18 protein-coding genes are annotated in these 24,171 nt (G+C 58.6%); 10 read left to right on the top strand and 8 right to left on the bottom strand.

Going from position 1 to position 24,171, the window contains the following annotated elements; all coding sequences use genetic code 11:
- Positions 1-452 precede the first annotated feature (452 nt).
- Complete coding sequence (locus HNQ40_RS16050; RefSeq protein ID WP_184678833.1) at positions 453-1,406, bottom strand: sulfurtransferase; 954 nt, start codon at positions 1,404-1,406, stop codon at positions 453-455.
- Positions 1,407-1,572: 166 nt separating this feature from the next.
- Entirely contained in the window at positions 1,573-3,138 is a 1,566-nt protein-coding gene (locus HNQ40_RS16045) for a hypothetical protein (RefSeq protein ID WP_184678832.1), read from the bottom strand.
- Between the two features lie 375 nt (positions 3,139-3,513).
- Between HNQ40_RS16045 and HNQ40_RS18425 the strand changes: the two genes are divergently transcribed.
- Both HNQ40_RS18425 and HNQ40_RS16035 read left to right on the top strand, forming a co-directional pair.
- Entirely contained in the window at positions 3,514-4,287 is a 774-nt protein-coding gene (locus HNQ40_RS18425; RefSeq protein WP_246402911.1) for a type II secretion system protein, read from the top strand.
- 192 nt (positions 4,288-4,479) lie between these two features.
- Complete coding sequence (locus HNQ40_RS16035) at positions 4,480-5,487, top strand: cytochrome-c peroxidase (protein ID WP_221435582.1); 1,008 nt, start codon at positions 4,480-4,482, stop codon at positions 5,485-5,487.
- Between the two features lie 157 nt (positions 5,488-5,644).
- Here the strand turns inward: HNQ40_RS16035 and HNQ40_RS16030 are convergent, their stop codons facing one another.
- Positions 5,645-6,559, bottom strand: a complete 915-nt coding sequence (locus HNQ40_RS16030; protein WP_184678830.1) for a hypothetical protein — start codon at positions 6,557-6,559, stop codon at positions 5,645-5,647.
- A 910-nt stretch (positions 6,560-7,469) separates the two neighbouring features.
- Between HNQ40_RS16030 and fmdA the strand changes: the two genes are divergently transcribed.
- The 8 genes from fmdA (at position 7,470) to HNQ40_RS15990 (ending at position 16,247) form a co-directional block, all read left to right on the top strand.
- Positions 7,470-8,690, top strand: a complete 1,221-nt coding sequence (fmdA, locus tag HNQ40_RS16025; RefSeq protein ID WP_184678829.1) for a formamidase — start codon at positions 7,470-7,472, stop codon at positions 8,688-8,690.
- Positions 8,691-8,747: 57 nt separating this feature from the next.
- Complete coding sequence (locus HNQ40_RS16020; protein ID WP_184678828.1) at positions 8,748-9,071, top strand: zinc ribbon domain-containing protein; 324 nt, start codon at positions 8,748-8,750, stop codon at positions 9,069-9,071.
- A gap of 172 nt (positions 9,072-9,243) precedes the next feature.
- Positions 9,244-10,464, top strand: coding sequence for an urea ABC transporter substrate-binding protein (urtA, locus tag HNQ40_RS16015; protein WP_221435636.1), 1,221 nt, complete (start codon positions 9,244-9,246; stop codon positions 10,462-10,464).
- A gap of 219 nt (positions 10,465-10,683) precedes the next feature.
- The gene (urtB, locus tag HNQ40_RS16010) at positions 10,684-11,637 is read left to right on the top strand and encodes an urea ABC transporter permease subunit UrtB (RefSeq protein ID WP_246402909.1); all 954 of its coding nucleotides are present in this window, start codon (positions 10,684-10,686) and stop codon (positions 11,635-11,637) included.
- 142 nt (positions 11,638-11,779) lie between these two features.
- The gene (gene urtC / locus HNQ40_RS16005; RefSeq protein WP_184679274.1) at positions 11,780-12,895 is read left to right on the top strand and encodes an urea ABC transporter permease subunit UrtC; all 1,116 of its coding nucleotides are present in this window, start codon (positions 11,780-11,782) and stop codon (positions 12,893-12,895) included.
- 102 nt (positions 12,896-12,997) lie between these two features.
- Positions 12,998-13,744: an urea ABC transporter ATP-binding protein UrtD gene (gene urtD / locus HNQ40_RS16000; protein WP_184678827.1), complete on the top strand. Its 747-nt coding sequence runs from the start codon at positions 12,998-13,000 to the stop codon at positions 13,742-13,744.
- A gap of 60 nt (positions 13,745-13,804) precedes the next feature.
- On the top strand, positions 13,805-14,497 hold the full coding sequence (gene urtE / locus HNQ40_RS15995) for an urea ABC transporter ATP-binding subunit UrtE (RefSeq protein WP_184678826.1): 693 nt from the start codon (positions 13,805-13,807) through the stop codon (positions 14,495-14,497).
- A gap of 349 nt (positions 14,498-14,846) precedes the next feature.
- Positions 14,847-16,247: a Gfo/Idh/MocA family oxidoreductase gene (locus HNQ40_RS15990; protein WP_184678825.1), complete on the top strand. Its 1,401-nt coding sequence runs from the start codon at positions 14,847-14,849 to the stop codon at positions 16,245-16,247.
- A gap of 134 nt (positions 16,248-16,381) precedes the next feature.
- On the opposite strand, the gene HNQ40_RS15985 is transcribed toward HNQ40_RS15990, so the two are convergent.
- Genes HNQ40_RS15985 through HNQ40_RS15965 form a run of 5 tightly spaced genes read right to left on the bottom strand, consistent with a single transcriptional unit; the run spans position 16,382 to position 24,161 of the window.
- Positions 16,382-17,140 (bottom strand): 3-keto-disaccharide hydrolase, encoded by a 759-nt coding sequence (locus tag HNQ40_RS15985; RefSeq protein ID WP_221435581.1) that lies wholly within the window; start codon positions 17,138-17,140, stop codon positions 16,382-16,384.
- Between the two features lie 57 nt (positions 17,141-17,197).
- Positions 17,198-18,691 carry a c-type cytochrome domain-containing protein gene (locus HNQ40_RS15980; RefSeq protein WP_184678824.1) on the bottom strand — a complete coding sequence of 498 codons (1,494 nt, stop codon included), beginning with the start codon at positions 18,689-18,691 and terminating at the stop codon, positions 17,198-17,200.
- Positions 18,691-20,178: a DUF1501 domain-containing protein gene (locus HNQ40_RS15975; protein ID WP_184678823.1), complete on the bottom strand. Its 1,488-nt coding sequence runs from the start codon at positions 20,176-20,178 to the stop codon at positions 18,691-18,693. The genes HNQ40_RS15980 and HNQ40_RS15975 overlap by 1 nt, the downstream gene beginning before the upstream one ends.
- Positions 20,179-20,196: 18 nt before the next feature.
- On the bottom strand, positions 20,197-23,316 hold the full coding sequence (locus tag HNQ40_RS15970; RefSeq protein ID WP_184678822.1) for a PSD1 and planctomycete cytochrome C domain-containing protein: 3,120 nt from the start codon (positions 23,314-23,316) through the stop codon (positions 20,197-20,199).
- A complete protein-coding gene (locus tag HNQ40_RS15965; protein ID WP_184678821.1) occupies positions 23,316-24,161 on the bottom strand; it encodes a 3-keto-disaccharide hydrolase in 846 nt (281 codons plus the stop codon). Before HNQ40_RS15965 ends, HNQ40_RS15970 begins: the two co-directional genes overlap by 1 nt.
- Positions 24,162-24,171 lie beyond the last annotated feature (10 nt).

Genomic DNA, 24,171 nt, shown 5'->3' with positions numbered 1-24,171 from the left:
AAAGGTTTCTCCCCGCCTCTGATTGCGGTACTCAACACTGGACGTGCGACCCGCTGCGGGCTGGCGCGGCGTAACATTCCCACGCTCGTGGAAAGATATCACCCAAAGCGATTTTCAATAAAGGGGATATGCGGAAAATACTCTGCAAATCCAACTTCCTTTTCGCCTAACCCACCGTGCCGAGCAATAGTGTCAATCTGGCGAGGCAACACAATTGCGCTTTCCTACCCTACTCTTCAGGGCTACGCCCCGGCAGGTGTAAATGCTTTGGCCCCAAACTCCGCCATCACGCAGGGGCTGTGATTACTTCCGGTAACCTCGTGTTCGCGAACTCCAATGCCATGGCCATGCCACATCCCACAAGGTGGAACCGATTCTCGAGGAGAATCTTGCCACAAGATATTGATCTCGCCTATCGATACGGCGTCACGCAGTTGAATAGTGGCCTACATCTACCTTTTGGACCAGGCTGCATACCCCGCGTCATAAAGAGAAACGCGATAACCCAGTTCCTTCAGCACTGCGAAGGCGAGCGCGGAGTGCATACCCTGTGCGTCGTAAACCACCACCGGGCGGTTTGGTTCGACTCCAATCGCTAACAGCTCGGCCTTGAGTTGATCTCGATTCACGAGCCAGGGCGGCTTGACCCCGGTCACCATTTGCTGCAACGGCATATTCACCGCCCCCGGGATCTGTCCGGGTTCCTTTACGCCTGGCCCCCTTTTAAGCCCCGCGTATTGATCTTCCGGGCGGACATCAAGCATTGTGGTTTCGCCTCTTTCAACCGCACGGTCGATGTCTGCGGTGCTGGCGATGACGCCCGAAACCCCCTCGTGCAGTATCGTCAATGACACGCCGGGCAAAGTCGAATCACTAGCAGCCGAATCACTCGTATCCAATTCACTTTCCTGGACCACCCAACCGCGGAGATGGCCATTGAGCAGACGAACCCGGTCACCGCAACCATAATGCTGCATGGTGACATAGAGGCGTGAAGGGAAAACGCCCGCCGCGTCTCCATAAAGCACCACGGCCGAATCCTCGCCGATACCCCAGGCTGTGACACGCTTCTGGAAGTCTTCAGGGTTGGGCAATTCGGATTTCAATCCATCACGCTCGAGTTCTATGATCTCCTTGAAGTCCACGTAGCGGGCCCCAGGGATATGCCCAAGCCGGTAGCCTCGTTCGCCGTGTCCGACATGAAGCAACACGAGCTGCGGCTCATCCAACACCTGCTGCAGCTGATCGGGCTCGATGAAAACCCGTGTGGAATCCCAGATAGCCTGCAAGCCCGATGCGGACTTCTGGTGGCTTGTGTCGGTGGCTGCACATCCGAATGAAAAACAAATCGAGAGCAACAGGAAAAGTGAAAGAAAACACAACCCGCCAGTTGAAGGAGAGGTCATTCGGGGGCGGGCATATGATCTTTGCATACCCGTATTCTAGCTCGGTTCGCGATATGGGACGATCACGAACGACTCAGCTGAATCAAAAATTGTGCTAAATTCGAGTATCCAGGGATAGGTATCGCAAGGGACGTGCCCATTGTAAAAAGCCACGCAAGTTGAACGATCAAGCCTTGCGTTGCGAACGGCGGAAGGACAGCAACGCAATCCCCCAGGTCAAGACCACCCCCATCGCAGGCTCGGGGATGACAATGGTGTTCGATTGCCCATTCAGCGTGTTGCCGAAGTTGTCTTGCCAAACCGTATAGTCCGCCGCGTCCACGACGCCGTTTCCGTTGCCGTCGGCATCCAGGTCGACCATCGAACCAAAGCTGTCGGCCCAGACGGTGTAGTCGGCGGCGTCGACGACGCCGTTCTGGTTGTAATCACCCAGCAAGATCGCGGGCCAATCGATTTCCATGGTGAAGAACGCACGATTGGTTCCGCCGGTGACGTTGCTGCGTCCGAGCAACGCGAGGGTGGCGGATTCGCTGTCGTCGCGGTCGGACAAGTCGATACCACCGGTGAGGTCGAAGAGCGTGCCGTTGCTGGTGCTGTCGCCGGGGACAAGGACGGTGCTGCCGTTGACGACGATCGACTCTTCGAAGGTAAACGCGATATCGCCGTCGTTGTTGAGGGTCACGTTTTCGATGGCCGAGGTGTTTTGGCTGTTGAAGACCAACTCGCCATTGACGATCAGAACGTTGGTCGCATCGGGGTCCTCAAAGGAGTTGAGGGTGGGGTTACCCAGCGTCAGCGACACGGCGTAGTCGCCATTGTTGTTGACGTCGAAGGTGTTGATGCTCTCGATGACCGCGTTCACCCCGTCACCGCCAAACGCCACCGGGGCGATGATTTCTTCGGTGATGGGCGAGCCGTCGGAGAACGTGGCAAACGTACCGTTCACGGCAAGACGCTCGGTGATGCCGTCGACGTTGAGCACGTTGGAGATCGGGTTAACATCGATCCGGACCGCGTAGTTGTTGCCGTCGGTGGACACGGATGCCGAGTTAATCGGCTCGACCTCATAGCCACTGCTATTATCGATTTGGGAGGCACCGACGGTGTAGTTAGACGCACCGGGGTCGATGATGGTGTCGCCGGAGTTCAGGACGGTGCTGTAATTGCCGGTGGCGAAGTCGTAGCGGAACAACGCCTGATCCAGGATCGGCCCCATGCGGCCGTCGAGGGTCGAGCCGGGCGAGTTGACCGTGCCGGTCTTGTTGGTGGTGTATTCACCGAGGAAAAACACGTCGCCGTCGTCGGCGATATCGACAAAGCGGAGCCCGGTCGTGCCGTCGCCGAAATTGGCCCCGGCGCTGAGGCCCGCGGAAACGGGGACCGCGGTGCTTTCGGCGACCAGCAGGGTGTCATCGAGGAAAATGCCATCGGGTTCAAAACGAGCACCGGTGGATAGCTTGGCGCTGTAGCCGAGTTGTCCGGCTGAGTTGAACTGGCCGATGCCGAGCGCGGTGGTGGCGGTTGTTCCTGTGTTCTCAAGCAGGACTACACCCGGTGAAGCGGGGTCGCCGCCGTAGAAGCGGTCAATCGAAACCGTCTGAAAAGTACTGGTATCAAGAAAGGAAGTACGAACTCGGACGGCAACCTCGCCGTTGGACGAAATCCTTGGTGACCCACCAAGTGACGAAACCGAGGCCTCCGGAAAGACATCGTCGTCACCGATCAGGCGCATGGGCACACTTGAAGAGACCGGACCGCTATTCAAAAACTGAGCTTCTACCGAAGCGGCACATAAGCCTGCAATGACGGTGGCCGAGAGACATCCGGACCGCCTAACGTTAGTGGTAACGCGATTCTTGATCAGCATATGAACCTTCTTTTCTCTCATTCCGTTCGGCGGGCAACGCTTAAGTCGTTAAAGAATTTATTGATTCAACTCATTAAGTTTAGGCTTGTCATACATTTCCCAACACCTTATCCTAAGGGGTTATCCCGTAGCCTGCAATTAAAAACGACTTTCCCCTACCTTTGACCTCCCCTTCAAGCGTAGGTCACCCCACCATTGATGACACCAGCCCCTTTGATATTGCGTGGATTCCGTAGGCCTATGGCCCAGCGTGCGTTTACTCTGATCGAGTTGCTGGTGGTGATCAGTATCATCGCACTACTCATAGGCATCCTTCTACCCGCATTGGGCAAGGCCCGAGCTCAAGGACGTCAAATCGCCTGCCTTGCCAATGTTCGCAGCATCTTCCAAGGCGGTGCGACCTATGCCGTGGATTACAAGGGTTTCCTACCAAGCGGTGTCCAGGTCGGCTACCACTCTTATAACATCGCTCCAGGTCAAGCTTTCCCTGCCACTTCGCACCAAACTCCTCTTATCACAGGAGTTGAGAACGCTATGGGGGCTGCAGCTGCCCTGGAGAAAGGGAACCATATGGTGGGTTCCGGCCAAGCTTGGATATGCCCGTCTGCCATTCCAGAAATGCAAGATTACGGGAATACATATTTGGTTCGCCCTGCGGTTCGTCCAGCGGATCTTAATGCCTCTAACCGAGATCAGGATATTGGCTCAAATCCATATGAAGAGATTGAGTACAGAAATCGACCTGGTCGTTATTGGTATGCCCAGGGAAACCGGGACACCGCAGCTGCCCCCGCTCATAATCAAATGACGATTGACGCCAATTCAGGCAATCCCAACTGGCTAGGCTACGGCCCATTCCCATTACCACCTGCCGCACCAGGCGTTGCATACGCACCCTTTGAAACTCCCAATGAGCCACACACCAATGGTCAAGTTTCCAATTTCGGCGCGGTCAACGCCTCTTTCTTAGATGGCTCTGCAGCTTTGCGTGAAACGGTAACGGATTTCCGATAGTTATCTTTATTGGTCACAATATTGAATCGGGCAATTCACATGCGTTTAGCTAGTGTACCTGCGGCATTATCTCTGATAATCCTGTTCGGCGTAAACTTTGCGGGTGGCTCCGACTCTACGGACTCATCGGCAGTTCTTGAAGCCGAAGAACTCCGCGAAGCTTATTCCAAACCGTCCGCTGAATGGCCTGTGATGATCGTGGATGAGGGGGTGGATGCGGTGGAACTGGGGTTGTTGCCGGACGTCGAGTTTCCTGAAGACAACCCTTACACCAAAGAAAAGGCCGAGCTCGGCCGACAGCTGTTCTATGACCCCAGGCTCTCAGCCAGTGGCGAGATGGCGTGTGCTTCTTGCCACGACCCGGATCTGGGCTGGGCTGATGGGCGGACCGTGTCGTTTGGCCGGCAACGGCTGGAGCTTCAACGCAATGCGCCGTCGGCGATGAACTCCGGTCATATGGATGTCTTGTTCTGGGATGGCCGTGCCGATTCGCTTGAAGACCTGACGCTCAAGGTCATCGAAAACGCCAACGAAATGCACGGCGTCGGCGATGAGGTGGCCCGCTTCATCAACGATATCCCCGAATACCGCGAGAAGGTCCAAGAGGTCTTCGGCCAGGACGAAGTCACCATCGATGCGATCACCAAGGCGGTCGCCACCTTTGTCCGGACGATTAACGGAGGCCGAAGCAATTTCGATCGCTTCCTCAAAGGCCGACCTGATGCCCTATCTGATGCGGCGTTGCGTGGCCTGCACCTGTTCCGCACCAAGGCCATGTGCATGAACTGCCACCACGGCCCGCTGCTGTCGGACAACAAACTCCACACCACCGGCCTCTCGCTGTACGGCACCCCGCGCGAAGACCTTGGAGCGTATCACGTCACCCTTGATCCGCAGGACTCGGGCAAGTTCAAGACGCCCCCGCTCCGCCACATCTCACGGACCGGGCCCTACATGCACCACGGTTTGTTCGAGTCGTTGATGGTCACCGTTCGGGCCTACAACGGCGGCATGATCGAGCCGAGGGCCAAGAAGAACCGCCCCAACGATCCGCTTCTGCCCAAGAACTCCCCCCTACTTCACGAGTTGAATCTAACCGACTCGGAACTCAATGACCTGGTCGCTTTCCTGGAATCGCTGGAAGAGCCGCATCGCCGAGTCCTGCCGCCGGAACTGCCTCCTTTCAGAGATCAAGAGTAGAAATCCAGCCAGAAGAAACTGTGGGCCGAGTTTCAGAGATCCACTTTGTGGGCAGATTGATGTTGTCCGCGAAAGCGTGCAAGCCGAAAGCTCATGGCTTCTCGCTATAGCCAAATATCGGCAAGCAAGGATGATCGACAGGCTGAGTTGCAACGTCCTACTGGGCCATGAGCTGGAGCCGCGCCGTCACGAGCTTCTCGTGGGCTGGCCCGGTGTTGTTGGCGATCGCGATGGCTTCGTCAATCATCGCGATCGCTTCCTGCGTGCGGTCCTGCGAGTGGAGCAGCTGGGCTTGGAAGGCCAGAAGCAGTTGGTGCTGCTCGATCGTGAGCACGTGGTCACGGATCACGCGGGCCAGGATGCTCTGAGCCTGTTCGTAGGCCCCGGCATCCACCAGCGGATAGACCTCGCCCTGGATGACCTCATCGATCAGCACTTCGGTGAGGACAGGCTGGTATTGCGACTGGAGGCCCAAGCCATTGTTCGGGTCAAGCGTAACGATCTGCTGCATCACATCGTGGTAGGCGTCACGGCAGGGAGCGTCGATCGCCTGCAAAGCGATGTGCAGTTGCTCAGCACGTTCTGATCCCTTGGCCAGCTCCGCCTTTGCAAAGGCCGATTGGCTTGTTTCGTAGTTCTGCTTCAGGCGGTCGATTTCGGCTTGGAGTAAATGGGGTTCAGAAAGGCTATCACCCTGAATGATCCCGCAAGGACGGCCTTCTGGAGAAACGACAGACAGAGCGGGGAGCTGCGTCGCCCCTACACGATTAGCCCACGTGATCACGCGGTGTGCCACCGATCCGTTCGAATACGACTCCTCGGGATAGATGAGTTCCGTACCTTGCCAGCCGAAATCTTCATCTGCGATCTGAGCAGCGAGCGTGGGCGCAAGGTCTATCTCGCCGTTGGCTTCGATACGGATGAGGACAAACAAGGGCGCGTCTTGTTCGGCTGCAGACTTCAATGCCTGCGCCGGGTCTTGACTCCAAGACGAGACTTTCTGCATATCAGCCGAGCTGGATGCACACAGAGCGAGCAGTGCGGTGAAGAAGTAAGCGTACCTAACGTTCATCGGGATACCTCAATCAGTCGTAAACAAGTAAAGGCGTGTTGGAGTTGAAAGCCAAATGTGTTGTTGCAAGTTTCATGCCGGTGTGAACATTGGTTCATATATGTGGTGCGGCCAGTGGAAACTTGAGCTAGAGCGAAAGCACCTTAGCCAGGTGGCCTCATTCCTTTAAGAATCGATGACAAGGCGACAACGTGTATGAGTCATTCGCGCGCATCTATCCGGGAACTCACTGCGCAGTTAAGGCGCACCCGTGCACAACGGGAATAGATGCGCGACAGTATTTGGGCAACGCAAGTGAACTCAGAATCGAATTGACAGAAGGTTGAAAATTTTGATGACACCGATAACGCCTTAAAAACAACGCAAAACGTTCACGCCTGCGTCGGCTGAAAACGTAGGCCATCAGAAATGGCACCATGCTTGCATATTCATCGGCGGGTCAGAAGGTGTTCCCTATGGCTCATCTTGCCAGCGGCAAAGATGTGGGAAACGCCCGAAGATCACGGCACGCGTCACCGACAAGTGCATCTGTAGCCGGAACTACCAGATGCACTCCCTCCGACGCGTCGTCTTAGGCTCCATTGGTTGTGTTTGACCAGACGATTGAGTAGTAGCCGGAGACCGCAGACGTTTCGACAACTTACGTATCACTCGAGACCGTGGGGCGCATCTAAACTGCCTCGAGTGTGTACATGGCCAATACGGCTGCAACGTAGCAATTACGAGCGTATGCATTCGATGTTTGGCGAGCAGTTGTCTTATGCATTTCTCCAGCCAAGAGCTCTGAGGCTATCCCGCGCGGATATCGCTGTCGTACGGCCAAACCCAGCAACAAAGCCGCGTGGATCGAAGCTCGTTGTGAGCCTCACATGCTCAGTATGTCGTCCGTGAATGATGGAAAGTGAAAGATATGGAAACGCTGATCAAAGTTGATGTTTCTGAGGTACCCGAAAAGCAGGATGTACTGCACAACCGGTGGCACCCCGATATCCCGATGGTGGCTACGGTCAAACCCGGTGACGAGTTCCGCATCGAATGCGTGGACTGGACCGGCGGTCAGATCAAAGACGACGACTCGGCGATGGATATCCAAGTGGTGGACCTCTCGAAGGTTCACTACCTCAGCGGCCCGGTTGCAGTGGAGGGTGCCGAGCCCGGCGACCTGCTCGTGGTGGATATCCTTGATGTCGGCGTTTTGCCGACTTCGGAATGGGGCTTCACCGGCATCTTTGCCCTTGAAAACGGCGGCGGCTTTCTTGATCAGCATTATCCCGATGCTCGCAAAGCTTGCTGGAACTTTAGCGGCATCTATGCGAACTCGCGTCACATCCCCGGCGTTGAGTTCGCGGGCATCATGCACCCCGGACTCATCGGGTGCCTGCCGAGCCAGGACCTTCTCGATACCTGGAATAAACGGGAAAAGGGGCTGGTGGATACCGACCCCACGCGGGTTCCGCCCTACGCCACTCTGCCTTACGCCGACACCGCACACATGGGCCGCATGAAGGGTGATGCCCGCGACGCGGCTGCCGCGGAAGCCGCCCGGACGGTTCCCCCGCGTGAACACGGCGGCAACTGCGACATCAAGAACCTGAGCAAGGGTTCCAAGGTGTTCTTCCCCGTTTACGTTGACGGCGGCGGCCTGTCGATGGGCGACATCCACTTCTCGCAGGGCGATGGTGAGATCACCTTCTGCGGCGCAATCGAGATGGCGGGCTACCTCGACCTGCGGGTCAACATCATCAAGGGCGGCATGGCCAAATATGCCGTGAAGAACCCCATCTTCATGCCTTCGCCCCTTGAGCCGAACTACACCAGCTACGTCATGTTCGAAGGCATCTCGGTCGACGAGCAAGGCGAGCAGCACTTCCTGGATGCAACGATCGCCTACCGCCAGGCTTGCCTGAACGCGATCGAATACATGAAGAAGTTCGGCTACACGGGCGAGCAGGCCTACGCCATCCTCGGCACCGCTCCGGTCGAGGGCCGAATCAGCGGCATCGTTGACGTGCCTAATGCGTGTGCAACGTTGGCCCTCCCAACCGAAATCTTCGACTTCGATATCAAACCCAATGCGGATGGCCCGAAGGTCTCGATCCCGCAAGGCATCGACCTGGCCAAGGCGGTCTGACCTCGAAGACGTACTGGATATCCAGCGAACCAACAATCTCCAACACAAGGAAAAACGATGCCCCTATACGAATATTGCTGCCCCACCCACGGCAGTTTCGACGAGTTTCGACCGAGTTCACACAGCAGCGCCCCGATCGCCTGCCCCATCTGTGGGGAGCAAGCGACTCGCGTCCTGACCGTCCCGCGGATGCGTCAGATGGACAAGGGACGCCTGATCGGGATGGAACGCAACGAGAAGAGCCGCCACGAGCCCCACGTCTGCAAGACGGGCTGCGGATGCTCATCGGGCAAGGCGAGGAAACAGGACAAGCTACCCAACGGCCAGCCCAAACCCCAGGTTTACAAGGGACCGCGGCCCTGGGTCGTCGAGCACGCCTGATCAACCAAACATCAGTGTTCAGAGGGCATGACGCACGTGTGTCATGCAGTCATTTTCAACATTCGTCAATGGAGACGAAAAGGAGTAATCAACGATGATTAGTATCAACGCATCAAGTCTTAAGACGTGGGGGCGGCGTCTACGCCCCTGGTCAATGTCGGCAGCGTTTGCGATGGCGGGTGCCGTGGGCGCCTCGGCGGAGTGGACCAACCCCGTTCTCGACAAGTACCCGACCGACAAGGTCAACACCACCGGCCTGATGGTCACGGACACCACCGTAACCGTGGGTCAGCTCCACTCTGTGACCGGCACGATGGCGATCTCCGAGACCGGTTCGGTCGAGGCCGAACGTCTTGCGATCAAACAGATCAACGACATGGGCGGTGTGCTCGGCCGAAAGATCGAGATCATCCAGGAAGACGGCGCCAGCGACTGGCCCACCTTCGCCGAAAAAGCCCGGAAACTCCTGGTCAGCGACAAGGTCGGCACCGTGTTCGGCTGCTGGACCTCGGCGTCGCGTAAAGCGGTGCTGCCGATCTTCGAGAAAGAGAACGGCATGCTGTACTACCCCACCTTCTACGAAGGCCTCGAGGCCTCGAAGAACGTGATCTACACCGGCCAGGAAGCCACCCAACAGATCCTCTGGGGCCTGGACTGGGCCCACGAAGAAAAAGGTGCCAAGACCTTCTTCCTCATCGGCTCGGACTACATCTGGCCGCGCACCTCCAACAAGATCGCTCGTATCCACATCGAGCGCTTCCTGAAAGGCTGCAAGGTTGTCGGTGAAGAGTACTACCCCCTGGGTCACACCCAGTTCGGTTCGCTGATCAACAAAGTCAAGCTGAAGAAGCCCGACTGCATCTATTCCATCATCGTGGGTGGCTCGAACGTGGCCTGGTACAAGCAGCTCAACGCGGCGGGTATCACCGCTGATTCCCTTGCGAAGCGTGGACAGATCCTCCTGACCATTTCGACCACCGAAGACGAGATCCTCGGCATCGGCGGCGCGAACGTCGAAGGCTTCTACGCCTGCATGAAGTACTTCCAGAGCCTCGACAACGAAAACAACAAGAAGTTCGTTGCCGCGTTCAAGGAAATGTGGGGCAGCGACTCCGTCATCGGTGACGTGACCCAGGCCGCTTATCTCGGCCCCTGGCTGTGGAAGGCGACTGTTGAAAAAGCAGGCAGCTTCGACATCGATGCGATTTCCGCCGCCTCGGGTGGTGTGGAGTTCAAGGAAGCGCCCGAAGGCTACGTCCGTATCCACGATACGAACAACCACCTTTGGTCGAAGGCCCGTATCGGCAAGATGCTCGCCAACGGTCAGTTCGAGGTGATCGCCGAATCGCCCGAGCTCATCGAGCCCAACCCCTTCCCCGAAGGTTACAAATAAATCCAAGGCAATTGGTCTTGCGTGATGGAGCCTTTGCGTAAGACCGACCAGTCCTTCCTCGTCCCCTCCGGCTGGGACGGGGGAGGGCGCCCTGGGGGGAGAAACACGCTGGAGCGATCGTGAGAACGACGTGTTCTATCGATCCGTCCAGCCCAGCCGGGCGAGGCCCACCGCGTCGCCCCGCTTTCGAAACGCACCCGCTTTTCACGGAGTCTATAGATGGAACTTTTGGCGTTTATTTCAATGTTTGAGGGCTACACCGGCGAGGAGATCCGCGCGATCTTCATCATGCAGGGCTTCTCGGGCCTCAGCATGTTCTCGGTGTTCCTGCTGATGGCCTTGGGGCTGGCGATCATCTTCGGCCAGATGAAGGTGATCAACATGGCCCACGGCGAGTTCCTTACGATCGGGGCGTACACCACTGTGTTCATCTCCGACTGGGCGGTCGAAAGCGCCCCGGGGTTCCTGCCCTACTACTTCCCGTTTGCGATGCTCGCTGCGTTTGGCGTGGCGTTCCTCATGGGGTACCTCGTGGAGATCGGCTTTATCCGCTTCCTATACAAGCGTCCGCTCGACACCTTGTTGGCGACCTGGGGCTTGAGCATGATCCTGCAGCAGATCTTCCGACTCACATTCGGGGCCCGCGAAGACAGTGCGGTTATGCCGGACTGGCTGATGGGATCGTGGGCGGCCAGCGATATGGTCGACATCCCGATCAACGGCATGTTTCTGCTGGGGACATCGATCTTCATGACGGTCCTGGTGTGGCTGCTGATGGCGCGTTCCCGCTGGGGGCTGCGGGTCCGTGCCACCGTACAGAACCGTGAGATGGCTGCGGCGACCGGCATCAACACCAAGCGGACCGACCGCATGACGTTCGCCCTGGGCTGCGGCATCGCGGGTATCGCCGGGGCGGCCTTCACCACCATCGGGTCGGTGTCGCCGTCGGCGGGTTCGCTCTACATCGTCGATACGTTCATCGTCGTGGTCTTCGGCGGAGCGGGCAGCCTGATCGGCACGATCCTCGCGGCCTTCTCCATCGCCCAGGCTCAATCGATCCTCGAGTTCTTCCTCGACGGCGTGTTGGCCAAGGTCTTCATCCTGCTCACCGTGGTCGGCATCCTAATGCTCCGTCCGCAGGGCCTGGTGGTCTCCAAGATCCGTAAACCGTAAATGAACCTGTAGTTCGTAGGGATGCAAGGCTCCCGTTTTAAGACGTTTGAAGAAACGACGATTCCCACCCAACTGTAAGGATTACGCTTTGAAATCTTTAATCTACGAAAAAGCCCTCGGCGGGCGATCCGGCTTGATCGGCATGCTCGTATTGGCAGCGCTGCTGCTTATCATCTTCCCGATCTTCCTCGACACCTTCCGTCTCAACCTGATGGGTCGGTACCTCAGCCTCGCCTTCGTGGCCATCGCCTTGGTGCTTTGTTGGGGCTACGGCGGCATCCTCAGCCTCGGGCAAGGCGTGTTCTGGGGCCTCGGCGGGTACTGCATGGCCGCGTTCTTAAAGTTGGAAGCCGCCCGCAACATCGCCAACGAAGCAGGCACCGACCAGATCAACGCGCTCACCACCGTTGGCTTGCCCGACTTCATGGACTGGAACCAGATCACCGAACTGCCGTGGTTCTGGTACCCGTTTAAGAACTTCCCGTTGACCCTCGCCCTAATGTTCCTAATCCCCACGGTACTGGCCTACATCATCGGCGTGGCCATGTTCAAGCGGCGGGTGAGCGGGGTGTACTTCGCCATCATCACCCAGGCACTCTGCTGGATCATGGAGCTGCTCTTTGTTACCCGCCAGGGCTGGACCGGGGGGATCAACGGCATCACCGACCTCCGCACCCTTCTGGGCTGGGACTTCATGAACGGCGAACACTGGACCGGTCAGCGGTTGGTGTACTTCATCACCGTCATCATGATCGGGGTCTGCATCATCCTCGGCCGGCTGATCCTAACTTCCAAGCTCGGGAAGCTGCTGGTGGCGTTGCGGGATACCGAGGACCGTGTCCGCTTCTCGGGTTACGACGTGGCCAGCTTTAAGACGTTTATCTTCTGTATCGCGGCGGCGATGTCGGCGCTCGGCGGCGGGTTGTTCGTGATGAACGTCGGCTTTATGTCGCCCAAGCTCGTCACGATCGAGCCCTCCATCTACATGGTGATTTTCTGTGCGGTCGGCGGCCGTATGTCGTTGATCGGCGCGGTCTATGGCACGCTGGTGGTCTCCTACGGCCGGACCTACTTTTCCGAACAGTTCCCCGAACTCTGGCTGTTCGCGCTGGGCGGCGTGTTCATCCTGGTAACCGTCATCTTTCCCAAGGGTTTGGCCGGAATTGTCGAAAGTGCAACGCCGTGGCTCGGGAAGGTGTTCTCCAAGACTGGCGAGCAACAGGGATCGCAGCCACCTGCTGAAGCGGTGGGTACCTGACGGACTTGCGCTATGCGTCTGCCCGTCAGTTAGACCGGCGGGTTAATTCGTCCTTATTTTGATTTGATGAACAGCGGCCTAGCCGCATTTTGAGATTGAACCATGGTACTACCCACCGATTATGCTCTCGCGGTCGAGAACCTGACCGTTTCGTTTGATGGCTTCAAAGCAGTGGATGCCGTGTCGTTGTATGTCGATAAAGGCGAACTCCGCGTCGTCATCGGCCCCAACGGCGCAGGCAAGACAACCCTGCTCGACCTGATCTGCGGCAAGACCCGCCCCACCAGCGGGAGTATTCAGTTTTTGAACCGCGAACTGTCCTCCATGGCCGAGCAGAAGATCGTTCGCAACGGCGTGGGGCGTAAATTTCAGACGCCATCCATCTACCCGAAGCTCACGGTTTTCGAGAACCTTGAGGTCTCTTTCCCGAAGGGCCGCGGGGTTTGGGGATCGCTCTTCTTCTCTCGATCCGAAGAAGTGAAGTCGAGGATTTTGGAGGTCGCCAAGGAAATCTATCTTGACGAGGACCTCGACACCGAAGCCGAGATCCTCAGCCACGGCCAGAAACAGTGGCTGGAGATCGGGATGCTTCTGATCGCCAACCCTCAACTCATCCTCCTCGACGAACCCGTGGCGGGGATGAGTGTGAGCGAACGCAAGAAAACGGCAGAACTACTCCGCCGGATCAGCCAGGGGCGATCCGTGGTCGTCATTGAACACGACATGAATTTTGTCCGAGAAATCGCGGACAAAGTCACCGTGATGCACCAGGGCAAGGTCCTCGCCGAGGGGTCCATGGACAAAGTCGAAAACGACGAGAAGGTGATCGAAGTCTATCTGGGACACTAATAGACATCATGGACGCTGATCCAGCCGGGTCGGCGCTCTCTTGTATTGAAGGATGAATTAATGCTGAATGTTAGAGAACTAAATGTGGCGTATGGCTCCAGCCCGGTGATCCGTGGCGTCAGTTTTAATGCCGGCAAAGGCGAAACCATCGCCATCATGGGGCGCAACGGGATGGGCAAGACCACGCTCATGAAAAGCCTCATCGGCTCCTTGGGCAATTCGGGGGGTTCGATCGAGGTCGACGGTGTTGAGCTCTCCAAGAAAGAGAGCTACCAACGCGTAAAAGGCGGGCTCGCGTTCGTTCCCCAGGGCCGTCAGATCTTCTCCACGCTCTCGGTCGAGGACAACATCCGAACGGGCTTAGAGACCGTTAAGGATCGGCGAAAGATCAGCGACAACATCTACGCGCTGTTCCCGGTGCTCTACGACATGCGTCGCCGGAAAGGTGGCAACCTCTCGGGTGGCCAGCAGCAACAGCTCGCCATCGCCCGCGCCCTGGTCAGCCAACCCAAAGTCCTGCTCTTGGACGAACCCACCGAAGGCATCCAACCGTCCATCATTAAGGACATCGCCAAAGCGCTGAACGAAATCAAACAGATGTACGACCTAACCATCGTGGTGTCTGAGCAGGTACTCAGCTTCACCATGGAGGTTGCGGACCGGTTGTTCGTGATTGAGTCCGGTAAGCTCATCCATGAAGACAAACGCGAAGACGTCCAGGAGGAGACGATCGCGAAGTATCTGTCGGTTTGAGTGTGTCGAGGCGCCGCCTGACTCGGCAATTGGTGGGATGCTCAAAAGCAAACATAGTGCTCGCTAACCGGAGTGGTCTGATGCAGGCCGCTCCGGTTGGTGTTTATGGGGGCCATCGCGGCTCTGCCAACGGGTTTAGCGTCGGAAGCTCCGGCGGTGACTGGAGTTGATAGCCCCACTGGGCAGACGCTCATTATCGAAATCACAAGACAACCAATGAGCGAAAACGCAAAATAACGCTTGCGTTACGTATTGTATTGCGGCTAGAATAAGTATTTAAGCTTCGTGAGCGGATCTCTGTTTTTGATCATTTTCTACTTTCACTCCCCCACCATCAAAAGCCTGCCCCATGAACAACGTATCTCGACGGACCTTCCTGAAATCTTCCGCGGCGGTCGGAGCGGCAACTTTTCTGCCTCCACACATCGCCTTGGGCAACACCGCGTCGACCGGCGTCGCTCCCAGCGAAAAAGTCAACGTGGCTTTTATCGCCAGCTCGGGCAAGGGCTATCGCAACTGCAAAGCCTTCATGAGTACCGGGCTGCTTAATGTGGTGGCACTTTGCGATGTTGATCTCAACCAGGACAACGCCAAAGAGTCGGCCGCGATGCACCCCGGAGCGAAGCAATTCACCGACTTCCGTAAGATGTTCGACGAGATGGAAGACCAGATCGACGCGGTTGTCGTCTCGACGCCCGACCACTCGCACTTCGCCGCGACCATGCACGCGATGATGCTGGGCAAACACGTCTGGTGCGAGAAGCCCCTGGCCCACACCTTCGGTCAGTGTGAACGGCTGATGCAGATGGCCGAGAAGACCGGCGTCGTGACCCAGATGGGCAACCAGGGGCACTCCTCGGGCAACATGACCCAGTTCCAAGCTTGGACCGAGGCCGGTGTGATCAAAGATGTCACCCACATCACCGCCTACATGAACAAGGGCCGACGCTGGCACGGCTGGGGTTCCTCCACAACCGGATACCCCTCCGACCCGATGCCCGAAGGCATGAACTGGGACGCCTGGACCGCGACCGCCGTCGAGAAACCCTTCAGCAACAGGCTGCACCCCGGGAACTGGCGTAGCTGGTTCGACTACGGTTGCGGCTGCTTCGGCGACTGGGGCCCGCACATCCTCGACACGGCCCACCGTTTCCTGAAGCTCGGCTACCCCGACACGATCGAAGCCGTGAAACTCGAAGGCGCAAACGATTTTGTCTATCCCCAAGCCAGCACGATCCGGTTCGACTTCCCCGAGCGCCACGGCATGCCCGCCTGCGAGGTGACCTGGTACGACGGCGTGGACAACATCCCCGTGGTCGAGCCGGAATACGGACGCATCAACGAAGCCACCGGCGAACGCGATCCCTTGAAAATCAAAGCCGATTCGCCCGGCAAGATCATCTACGGCAAGGACCTGACTTTCCAAGGCGGATCGCACGGCAAGGTCCTGCAGGTCATCCCGCGTGACAAGTACAAAGAGGTCCACGCGTCTTTGCCGAAGTTCGAGACCAAGATGTCCAACCACTGGCTCAACTTCCTGCTTGCGTGCAAGGGCGAAGAAGAAAGCCGCTCGCCGTTCAGCGCCAGTGCCCCACTGTCGCAGGTCTTCAACCTCGGCATGCTGGCCCAACGCTTTGGCGGTTCGCTGGAATTCGATGCGAAGACCAAGCAGATCACCAACCACGAGTTGGCCAACGCCATGCTGGACCCGGCGCCGCGTCGGGGCTGGGAAGAGTACTACCGGGCGTAAATCAGATCACCAAACTCCAATGCAAATAGCCGCCGAGATTGCGAAGAATCTCGGCGGCTATGAATTGCCATTCGTTCGCGGCTAATTCAAACCGCCCATCCATTAAGAATCGAGACTCTTGTGCAGAATCCGCCTCACGGGGCTGGAAGCTCTTTGACTTTGATGTTACGGAACAGGATCCGGCCCTGATGCCCCGAGTGCACCTGAAGGCTGAAAAAGCCCTGCTTGAATTCCCCATTGACCCAGTGCGCCGCGGGGATGCCGTTGACCCAGGTCTTCACCACATCGCCCTCGGCATGGATCGTGATGCGGTTCCAACCGCTGTAGTCGATCGCGCCGCGGACCTCTTCGTGTGACTCGAGCCACAGCGGATACGCCCAGCCGCCCGCTGATTGTCCGTAGATGCCGCCCGACCAGAAACGTTGGCGATTCTCGTCTTCCATCTCGGCTTGCGGGCCGAAGACGACTTGGCCTTTTTGGCCGTCTCGCACATTGCCGCGGAAGATGATGCCGGTGTTGTTGTCCACTTCCCATTTGAGTTCCGCGGTGAACACGAAATCGGTGTAATCGTCCTTGACCGTGGACAGATAGGTGCTGGGCGAACCTTTGACATGCTTGCCAACGATGGCTTCGCCCTGTGCCTCGAACTCGCAGTACCCGCCGTAGGGCACCCACCCGTCCAGGTTCTCGCCGTTGTAGAGATCGACGAAGCCTTCGGTGAGCTCGGGTTCTGGGTCAGAATTGAGCAGCATGTCTGCCGGGTCGGGCAGGTTCTTCTGTTTTTCATACTGCGCGATGAATTTTTCCTGGCTCTCATCGATCTTGTTGTCCGCAAGAACGCCGGTAGTCATCGAAAGACAAAGAGCAGAAGCGATCCCGATCTGAAGTTTCATGCGATCTCCTGGGTTTGATTCATGTGCGGTGTTTGGACAACACCTTTGATTGAGAAGTTAATACACAACCTCGATTTCCGGCCGAAGGGCTTTGATATGTTCCACAGAATCCGCGGTGACCTGGCTCTGGCCGAGGTAGAGGGTTTCGAGGCTCGGGAAGCTGGCGAGTTGTTCGACCACCCCATCGGTCACGGCGGTTCCAAAGAGATTGAGCCGTTTGAGATTGGGTAGGTCCAGCGAGGCGATGAGCTCGTCATTCGCGGACGAGTCGCGGAGGTCCAACACCTCGAGATTCACCATCGTACTCAGCGTGGGCGTGCTCGCGTTGGTGATCTGGCTACCGGGCAGGGCCATGTGTTGGACTTTGCTCGCGATCGGGGCAAGGGTGCCCAGATCGGCATCTCCCCAAGCCTCCTGCAATGCCCGAACCACTACGGCATCTGATTGGTCGCTGGCGTACCGCACCATGCCGGGGTATTGCTGGGTGATCGAAGACATTTGGTCCGCCAAGGGTTCGCGCAACTCGGCGACCGCCTCGGCCGAGAGTTCATAGTCTTGCTCTTCCTCGGCCGCCGCATCCAGCTCGGCCAACAACGTGTCGGAAACCGTTTGGATGGATATGGCGAGCCCAGTTTCCGGCTCAAGGTCAACCACCCGTGTCTCGAGCGGCGCACCACGTGCGACCCACCACTCCACGACCTCCAACTCTTCAGCCGACAGCTGGGGCTTGTTGGGTGGAGGCATGTGTTCTTCGTCATCGATCGGCAGATGGATGCGAGAGATAATCAGGCTGTTTTCGACATCACCCGGGATCAGGGACGGGCCGCTCGCTCCGCCTTTGATCATCGCGTCAAAACTATCCATCACCAGCTTGCCTTTAAAACTCCGGGACTGGTGGCATTCATAACACTTGCTGCTGAAGATCGGAACAACCACGTGCTCATAGATCAATTGCTCGTCTGCGGGCAACGACAAGCCTTGGGCCATGGCCAAGTCGGCTTCGCTGGGCGCATCCGATTTCCAGGGCAAGTGGTCGGTGAGATACGTTTCGCCGTGGGTAATCGAGGCGCCGAGGTGGCTAGCCCAGGTCATGACCAAGCACGCCATCATCAGCAGCGCAAAATAACTGCGTGAATACGCCTTGCCCACCTTGAACTTCGGCAGGCAACGCACCGCCAGAGCCGCGACCGCGATCACTGTCGTCGCGATCCCCCAGATCAGGTGGCCACGCACCAGGTCGCCCTCCATCGCCTCCCCGCTCATCAGCAAGATACCCAGCGTCATCGCGGCAACCGCGCTACTCGCCCCGAGGAAGATCGGCAGGAAAGTCGTCAACTTGAGCCGACCAAAGCTCAAGCGATTCAGGGTCTCCATCAACCCCGTGAGCATCAGGATGCCGATGGGCATGTGCAGCACCACCGGGTGGAACCGCCCCACGAAGACCGTCCACGGCTCGACCGACGGGTAGAGCGCCAGCAGCCCCAAGGGCGAGCAAGCCACCGGGATCAGCAACAGATACCACCGCGATTGTTTGCCGGGCTCAGAAGACATCAGCTGAGAATACCCTCGACGATGTGGGCATCTTTAACTCCCGTGAGTTTCTGGTTGAGCCCTTGGTACGGGTAAGACAATCGGCGGTGATCCATGCCGAGCAGGTGCAGCATGGTGGCGTGGAAATCACGCAGCCAGACCGGGTTCTCGGCCACCTGATAGCCCATCGGGTCGGTCTCGCCGTAGGTCACGCCCGGCTGGATACCGGCCCCCGCCATCCAGAACGTGAATGACCCGGGGCTGTGGTCGCGGCCGACAAACTTCGTGTCGCTTCCGCCGCGGTTCTCCTGCATCGGCGTTCGGCCGAACTCGCTGCCCCAGATCACCAGCGTGTCTTCGAGCATGCCGCGCTGCTTGAGGTCTTTGACCAGTGCGGTCATCGGGCGATCGATGTCTTTGCACTTGTTCCGGAAACCGTGGTCGAGCGATTCGCCTTCGTTGGTGCCGTGCGAGTCCCAGCCCCAGTCGAAGAGCTGGACGTACCGAACCCCACGCTCGACAAGTTTGCGGGCGAGCAGACAGTTGTTGGCGAAGCTGGCCTTGCCCGGCTGGGTGCCGTAGAGCTCGTGGATCGCCGCGGGCTCGTCGTTGATATCCATGGCTTCGGGGACCGAGGTCTGCATCCGGAACGCCATCTCGTATTGCGAAATGCGGGTGGCGACCTCGGCGTCGTGGCTGTGGGCGTATTCCTGCTCGTTAAGCTTGTTCAGCGTGTCGAGTGCCGCCCGGCGCATATCGCGGTTCACCAGGCTCGGGTTCTTCACGTTGAGGATCGGGTCGCCCGCCGACCGACACAGCACCCCCTGATAGACCGAGGGCAGGTATCCCGAGCCCCACAGGCTCTTGCCCGCTCGCGGCAGACGGCCGCCCGAGAGTAGGACCATGTAGCCCGGAAGGTTCTGGTTCTCCGTGCCGAGGCCGTAGGTGACCCACGCCCCCGCCGAGGCGTTGCCCAACCGGGCGTTGCCGGTGTGAACCACAAGCTGTGCGGGGCCGTGGTTGAACTGGTCGGTCTTCATGCTCTTGACGAAGCAAACATCGTCGACGATCTCGCTGAAGTTCGGCAGGAGTTCCGACACCCACGCGCCCGACTCGCCGTGCTGCTTGAATTTCACCTGCGGCCCGAGCATCCGAGGCGTGCCTTGGATGAACGCGAAGTTCTGGCCTTCCAGCATGCTCGGGGGGCAAGGCTTGCCATCGAGTTCCGCCAACTCCGGGCGGTAGTCGAATAATTCCAGCTGGCTGGGTCCGCCGACCATGTGCAAGAAAATGACGTTCTTGGCTTTGGCGGTGTAGCGCGGGGGCAACGCACTGAGCGGGCTGTTGGGATCGTGCTGGATGTCGTAGGGGATGCCCGCCGCCATCGCCTGGCCGCCAAGCTTCCCGCCCATCCACATCGCGCCCAACCCTGTGGTGCAGGACGCGAGGAACTGCCGCCGGGTGACCTGCTGGAGGTGTTTGTGCTGTAACTCTTGGAAGATGTTCATAACGTTCTTACCTGGGGGTTACTTGTTGAGTGCCGCGTCGAGGTTCAAGAGCACCGCGGCAACGGCGTCGTAAGCCGACCGCTGGGCGTCGTAATCGTATGCATCCTCCGGACCGGGCTGGATGAGCGCGGGGTCGGGCAAGTCGGTGGGCGGCTCTTCGTTCTTCTGCTCGGCCTGCCGGATCGCCTGCTTGTTTCGCCAAGTCTGCTCGCCACGCTTCTTCTGGAAGTACGCGTTCACCTGTTGATCCCACGAAGCCTTCAGGGCCGGTTCCTGCTCCGGATAAATCGCCTCCGTCTGGCTGAAGAGCTTGGTCAACTCGCTCAGGACGTTCGATGAGGCTGGCATACTGGTCACCATGCGGTAGCCGTGATCGAGTTGTTCTTCTAGCGTGCCGGGGTGCTCCTGCATACGGCGGGCGAACTTACGGGTCGCCTTGAACAACGCGGGGTCGTTGAGGGTGAACAACGGCTGAACGGGGGTGTTGGATGTGACGCGGCGGTCGGTCACCAGGTCACGCGACGGCGCATCGAACGCCTCGAACACAGGGTACGTGCTCGATCGTTGCCAGTGCACGTAGATTGATCGGCGGTTGGAAGCGACCTCATCGCTCTGGTTCCAGCTACCGCCGCCGGGGTGCGACGGATTCCAGCCGCCCTCGGGGATCTCGGGCATCACCGGCTTGCCGTACATCTTCTCGTTGAGCACGCCCGCCACCGAGAGCACCTGGTCACGGACCATCTCGCCGGTGAGGCGGGTCCGCGGTCCACGGGCCAGCAAGCGGTTGCGTGGGTCGAGTTCGTTGAGTTCCGGGGTGGAGGCGTTGTCCTGGCGGTAAGTGGCAGAGGTGACGATGTAGCGGAGCAGGTCCTTCATGCTCCAGTCATATTCGTGCATGAGCTGCATCGCCAGGTGGTCGAGCAACTCGGGGTGAGACGGCGGAAGACCCACCGAACCAAAGTCTTCGAGCGTCTCGACAATACCCGTGCCAAAGAGCTGCTCCCAGAACCGGCAGACCAGCACCCGCGCGCTGAGCGGGTTGTTGTTATCCACTAACCAACGTGCCATGCGGAGACGATCCGGCTCGTCGCTTTCGGGCAGGGGATGGAAAGACGCGGGGGTGGCTGCGGTTTGCGGCTCGCCCAGCTCGGTCCAATTGCCCCGCACAAACGTCTTGGTGCCCCGGCGGAGGTGGTCGGGCCGTTCGATCATGACCGGCACATTGATTTGCTCGCCCTCGACGAGCTGATTGTTCTCGTTGATGTACTTGGTTCTCAGGTCCTGGTACTCGGCGGTCGAATCGAACTCACGCCAGCGGGCATCATCGGTCACCGCAATCGCGCCGCGGCGGATCAGCATCATGTCTCTTGCGCTGCCCCGGCCGTGGTGGATTTCAAGCTGGAGGCGATCCCCCTGCGCAACCTCAACCGGCTCAGCCAGGCGGTACACGGCCCAGCGGTCATGGAAGATGTGATTAAGCGCCGCAAACCCGTTGCCTTTCTTGACGTTCGCCCAGGTCATCGGGAACGGTTCGTCCAGATCGATTCGGTCGAACGCCAATGACTGCTCCGAACCGTCGGCACGGATCAAGGTCGCGGCCAGCTGCTGCACCTCGAAGCCGGGCGACGGCTTGTGCGGCGCCGCTTCGATATCAAACGGCAAGACTTCCAAACGAATCGCCTGCAGCGGCGTTTCCAACTCGGGCAGTGGCGAGGTCAACGTCTGTTGGATGTGAGCGGGCGTACCTTCGAAGAAAAACTCCTCCCGGCCGTCCCGCTCTTCGAAGTGATACGTGATCTGATGAGATTTGTTGGTGGTTGAGCTCGAGCCCGAAAGCCAACGCCACGGCGTCTGCTCGCTCAGATCTGCGGGGACCGACCAAAGCTCACGCCGCTTCTCGCGCACCCAGCTCACCAACTCCCCGGTCTGCTCCAGCTGCTCCACCGAAGCGGGGAACTTCATCATGGGCCGGTCATCGAACAGGTCGCCATCCTGCGTGTTGTTCAGGAAGTCCATGAATGTGAAGTATTCGTCGTGGCGGATCGGATCGTAGGGGTGGGAGTGGCATTGGACACAAGCCATCGTCGTGCCGTGCCAGACCTGCCAGGTCGTATTCACCCGGTCCATCAGCGCGACAACGCGGAACTCCTCATCGTCCGTGCCGCCCTCGTCCTCGGCCGGGCTGTTGCGGTGGAACGCTGTCGCGAGGTAGTCGTCGAGCGTCGCATCGGGCAGCAAGTCCCCGGCGATCTGCCGGATGGTGAACTCATCAAACGGCATGTCGCGGTTGAACGCCCGGATCACCCAGTCGCGGTACATATAGATCGTGTTGCGGCGGCGGTCGCGCCCGAGCCCTTTGGAGTCGGCATAGCGGGCCAGGTCCAACCAAAGCGTCGCCCAACGCTCTCCGAACCGAGGAGACTCCAGGAGCCGATCAACCGCTTTTTCGTAGGCATGCTCCGACTCGTCGGCCAGGAACGCATCGAGTTCTTCGATCGTAGGCGGAAGGCCGGTCAGGTCTAACGTGACCCGGCGGAGCAAGGCCCCCTTCTCCGCTTCTTTCGAGGGCGTCAGGCCTTCATCACGGAGTTTCGCGAGTACGAATCGATCGATGCTGTTTCGCGACCAGGTGTCGTTTTCCAGAACGGGAATCTCTTGACGTTTGGGCTTCACAAAGGCCCAGTGCTCTTCCCACTCCGCGCCCTGCTCGATCCATTTTTTCACCAACGCGATCTGGCGGTCGGAGAGCGCGGGGCCGTGATCGGGCGGGGGCATGCGGATGATGGGGTCGTCGGAGGTGATCTTCTCGACGAGGTACGACGCCGACACATCACCGGGCACAATGGAGATGTTACCGGACTCACCCTGGTCGATCGCTTCGTCTCGGAAAACAAAAGAAAGGCCACCCGATTTCTTAACCCCGCCGTGACAAGCGGAGCAGTTGCTGGCGAGAATCGGGCGGATGTGTTCGTTGAAGCCCACGGTTTCGGGCAGCGGTTCTTGAGGCAGCGTTGACACTTCTGCGTCTTCGCTGCATCCGACAAACAGCCACCCCCCGACCAGCAACACGCCAACCAGAAGCGGTGTCCCCCGAACGATAGATTCGATGCGTCGCATGACTTTCAGTCGCCTGTTCATCATTGTTCGGTTGATTGAGCGTCGAGTTCCAAGATGCGGATGTTGCGATACCGGGCCGAGCCGCCGGGTTCCCATCGGCCGCCGGGGTGGATCTGCAGCGCGATCGAACCGCGGTTGCCGGTGATCTGCTGGACCTTCTCGCTATCCCAGGCGGGCTTGGCTTCCCAGTTGTGGTCGACCGAATCACGCAGCTGACGCCCGGCATACACCGAACCGTCCATCTCCATCATTTTCACGCCGTTCAGCCAAGTGGTGATCATCGGTTCGCTGCCCACGCAACGGATGCGGATCGTGTTCCACTCACCGGGCTTAAAGGTGGCGTTCCACGTCGCCGCGTCCATGGCGTATGTAAGCCGATCGATCTCAACGCCGTCGTAACTGTCGGCCGCGACGATCTCGCCGTCTTGCTCGTTGAGCAGGATCGGCCGCGAGAGATAACCGCCTGTCCCCTGGCCGAATACGAAGCCGATGTTCCCGTCCTTGAGGTAGTCGTTCAGGATCTGGATTCCCCGCCCGTCGTGGGTACAACGAAGGAAGATGCCCGAATCGCAGCCCCAGTCGCTTTGAAACTCCAGTTCCAATTCGAAGTCACCGAACTTTCGCTCGGAAAGAATGAGTCCGCCATTCTTGTTGGGTAGCTGATAGCAGTGGATCGCACCGTCTCTCACAAAGAAATTCTCATCCACCGCAAAATACTTGTGATCCTCGGGGACCTGCATGATCTGCCAGCCGTCGAGCGTCTCGCCGTCAAACAATGACTCGTACTCGGCTTCGGGGGCTGACTGGGCCACGGCATAGCTTGTCGAGCCAGCCGCGAGGCAAATCACCAACACAGAAAACTTCATCGTGGAATCC

This window comes from Algisphaera agarilytica, from assembly GCF_014207595.1.
Classification (GTDB): domain Bacteria; phylum Planctomycetota; class Phycisphaerae; order Phycisphaerales; family Phycisphaeraceae; genus Algisphaera; species Algisphaera agarilytica.
The sequence above is the reverse complement of the archived record's forward strand: the minus strand, read 5'-3'. Positions and strand labels throughout refer to the sequence as shown.